A 4183-nucleotide genomic window follows, 5' to 3' on the forward strand; every position below is an offset into this window, starting at 1 on the left:
CCCGGCGTTGGCCGCGGAGCCCGTGGTGAGTCCCGGAGCCTCCCGTCCTTCGGCGAGGGCGGTGAGGCCGGTGAGGAGTTCGTCGTGGTCGTGGGCCAATACGACGGCTCGGGTGTCGAACGCCGAGCGCCCGGTGGCCAGTGAGCCGGCGAGGTCCAGCGATTCGAATTCAGGGCCGGCTTGGGACCCGGACCCGGAGCCGGACCAGGTGCCGAGATGGGTCAGCAGACGGTCGGCCTGGGCGCGCAGCGCGTCACCGGTACGGCCGGACACCAGGAAGGGCAGCGGGGAAGGCGCGGACGCGACGTCCCTGGTAGGCGCGGGCTCGTCGGCGGGTGCCTGTTCGAGAATGGCGTGGGCATTGGTGCCGCTGTAGCCGAACGACGACACGCCCGCGCGGCGCGGGTGGTCCGTCCGCGGCCATTCCCTGGCCTCGGTGAGCAGGGCGATGTTCCCGGCGGACCAGTCGACGTGCGGGGTCGGCTCGTCGACGTGCAGGGTCTGCGGAAGTGTCTCGTTCCGCATCGCCATGACCATCTTGATCACACCGGCCGCGCCCGCGACGGCCTGGGTGTGGCCGATGTTGGACTTGACGGAGCCGAGCCACAGCGGCCGTTCCTCGTCCCGGCCCTGTCCGTAGGTGGCGAGCAAGGCCTGCGCCTCGATCGGGTCGCCCAGCGTCGTACCCGTACCGTGCGCCTCCACCGCGTCCACATCCGCGGCCGACAACCCCGCCGACGCCAACGCCTGCCGGATCACCCGCTGCTGCGACGGACCGTTCGGAGCCGTCAGACCGTTGCTCGCACCGTCCTGGTTGATGGCGGTGCCGCGTACGACCGCGAGCACCGGGTGGCCGTTGCGGCGGGCGTCGGACAGCCGCTCCACGAGGAGCATGGCGACGCCCTCGGACCAGCTGGTGCCGTCCGCCGACGCGGCGAACGCCTTGATCCGGCCGTCGGCGGCAAGTCCGCGCTGCCGGCTGAACTCGGTGAAGGCGCCCGGTGTCGACATGAGGGTCACGGCTCCGGCGAGGGCCAGTGAGCACTCACCGTTGCGCAGCGCCTGAGCCGCCAGGTGGAGCGTGACCAGCGACGAGGAGCAGGCGGTGTCGACGGTGATCGCCGGGCCTTCGAGGCCGAAGGTGTAGGAGATGCGGCCGGAGGCGACGCTGGCCGCGTTGCCGGTGCCCAGGTGTCCTTCGAGGCCGTCGGGGTCCTGGAGCCACAGCGTCAGGTAGTCCTGTTCGTTGGAGCCCACGAAGACGCCGGTGCTGCTGCCGCGCAGCGCGGCCGGGTCGATGCCGGCCCGCTCGAACGCCTCCCAGGAGGTCTCCAGCAGCAGCCGCTGCTGCGGGTCCATCGCCAGCGCCTCACGCGGCGAGATCCCGAAGAACCCGGCGTCGAAGTAGGCGGCGTCGTGCAGGAAGCCGCCCTCGCGCGCGTAACTGGTGCCTTCGAGGTCGGGGTCGTCGCTGTAGAGGGCGTCGAGGTTCCAGCCGCGGTCGGTCGGGAAGCCGGAGATGCCGTCCCGGCCGGAGACCAGCATGTCCCACAGGTCCTCCGGGCTGCGGACACCGCCGGGGAAGCGGCAGCTCATCGCGACGATGGCGATGGGGTCGTCCGCGTCGGCGGCCACCATGGGCGCGACGCCGGCACCGGTGGTGCCGGCGTGCCGGCCGGGCAGTTCGGCGAGCGCGTCGCCGAGGAGTTCGCCGCGCAGATGGTCCGCGAGCGCGGTCGAGGTGGGGTAGTCGAAGACGAGCGTGGGCGGCAGCCGCAGCCCGGTCGCGTCGCCGAGGCGGTTGCGCAGTTCCACGGCGGTGAGGGAGTCGAAGCCCAACTCCTTGAACGCCCGCGCGGGTTCGACCGCGGCGGGGCCCGCGTGCCCGAGCACGGCCGCGACCTGGGTCCGTACCAGATCGAGCAGGAACCGGTCCCGTTCTGGCGCTGCCAGGGCCGCCAGCCGGGCCGCCAGTCCCTGTGCTCCGCCGCCCGTGCCGCCGGTGGCGGATCCGGCCGCGCCGGCCGCGCGGCGCAACGGTGTGCGCACCAGTCCGCGCAGCAGCGGTGACATCGTGCCCTGCGCGGCCTGGCCCCGCAGTGTCCGTACGTCGACCCGCATGAGGACGAGTGCCGCCTCGTCGGCCTCGTGGGCGAGGTCGAAGAGGTTACGGCCCTCGGTGGCCGACAGCGGGGGCAGGCCGCTGCGGCGCAGGCGCCGGAGGTCGGTCTCGTCCAGCGTGCTCGCCATGCCGCCGGAGTCGCCGTCGCCCCACAGTCCCCAGGCCAGTGAGGTGGCCGCGAGGCCGTGGGCGCGGCGGTGCTGGGCGAGGGCGTCGAGGAAGGCGTTGGCGGCCGCGTAGTTGGCCTGGCCGGGGCCGCCGAAGACACCGGAGGAGGAGGAGAACAGTACGAAGGCGGAAAGGTCCGCGTCACGCGTCAGTTCGTGCAGGTTCAGCGCACCGCCGACCTTCGGTCCGAACACGCGGTCGATACTCTCGCGCGACTGGGAGGCGATCACGCCGTCGTCCAGTACGCCGGCGGTGTGGACGACGGCGGTCAGTGGGTGCTCGGCGGGAACGGCCGCGATGGCCTCGGCGAGCGCGTCGCGATCGGCTACGTCACAGGCGGCCCAGGTGACGTGCGCGCCGAACGCGTCCAGTTCGGCGGTGAGTTCGTCCGCGCCCTCCGCCGCGGCCCCGCGCCGGCTGACCAGCAGCAGGTGCCGTACGCCGTGCTCCGACACGAGATGCCGGGCGAACAGTCCGCCCAGCATGCCGGAGGCTCCGGTCAGCAGGACGGTTCCCCGCGGGTCGTACTTCGGGGCATCGTCCGACTGAGCGGCGGCGTCCGTGGGTCGAGCAGCGACCCGGGCCAGGCGGAGGGCGCGTACTTCGCCCTGCCGCAGGGCCAGCTGGGGTTCGTCCGTCGCCAGTGCGGTGGGCAGGGCGCGCCAGGATGCCTCGTCCCCGTCGCAGTCCACGAGGACGAAACGGTCCGGGTTCTCCGACGTGGCCGAACGCAGCAGCCCCCACACCGCGGCCAGCGCGGGATCGACGTCCTCGTCCCGCTCGGACACCGCGACGGCGCCGTGCGTCACCACGACCAGCCGCGAACCCGCGAACCGCGCGTCGGCCAGCCACGACTGGGCCAGCGCCAGCGTGTCCACGACCGCGTCACGAACGTCGGCACCGTTCCGCCCGCCCGGCGAGCGGACCTCGACGAACACCTCGTCCGGAACCGGGGCGCCGGCCTCCACCGCGGCCGCGAGCCCCGCGAGATCCGCGTGGCGTCCGGTCCGCCCGCCGGCGCCGTCCAACTCCGACAGGTCCGCCGGGAACACCGTCCCCGACTCACTGCCGGCAAGGACAGCCCGCGCGACCCGGGAATCCGACCCGGCCCCGATGTCTTGGGTGGCGGGGAGCGGGAGTTCCGCCCACTCCAGCCGGAACACCGATTCGTGGTACGCCACCTGCGCGGTCCGCACCTGGTCCTGCGAGACGGTACGCAGCACCAGTGACTCCACGGTCGCCACCGGGGCGCCGGTCACATCCGCGACCGTCAGCCGTACGCCGCCGTTCCCGTCCGTCGGCAACAGTCGAACGCGCAGCGCGGCGGCGCCGGCCGCCTGCAGCGACACACCGCTCCAGGCGAAGGGCAGCCGCCCGGCACCTTCCGCGTTCGTCCCCGCCTCTGCGGGCTCGAGTACGCCCAGGCCGAGCGCGTGCAGCGCCGAGTCGAGCAGCGCGGGGTGCAGCCCGAACCGCTCCGCTTCACCCGCCGCCGCCTCGGGCAGAGCGACTTCCGCGAAGACCTCGTCCCCGCGTCGCCACGCGGCTCGCAGTCCCTGGAACACGGGCCCGTACCGCAGGCCCGTACTCGCCAAATCATCGTAGAGTCCGTCCACTTCGACGGGTACGGCGTCCCTCGGCGGCCATTCCTCCAGGCCGGTCGAAGAGCGGGCGGCGCCCGAGGCGAGCAGACCGGTGGCGTGCCGGGTCCACATCTGCTCGGTGCGCGAGTCCTGCGGGCGCGACGCCACGGTGAGCGAGCGGCGCCCGTCGTCGCCCGGTGCGCCGACCAGGAGTTGCAGCTGTACGGCACCCCGCTCGGGGAGGACCAGGGGTGCTTCGAGGGTGAGTTCCTCCAGGTGGTCGCAGCCGACCTGGTCGCCGGCGCGGATC

1 protein-coding gene is annotated in these 4183 nt (G+C 73.4%); it reads right to left on the reverse strand.

Going from position 1 to position 4183, the window contains the following annotated elements:
• On the reverse strand, positions 1 to 4183 hold a 4183-nt coding region (locus IE249_RS35115; protein ID WP_189711517.1), incomplete at both ends, for a type I polyketide synthase.

Origin of the sequence: Streptomyces anandii JCM 4720, from assembly GCF_014650655.1 — a bacterium.
Taxonomy (GTDB): Bacteria; Actinomycetota; Actinomycetes; order Streptomycetales; family Streptomycetaceae; genus Streptomyces; species Streptomyces anandii.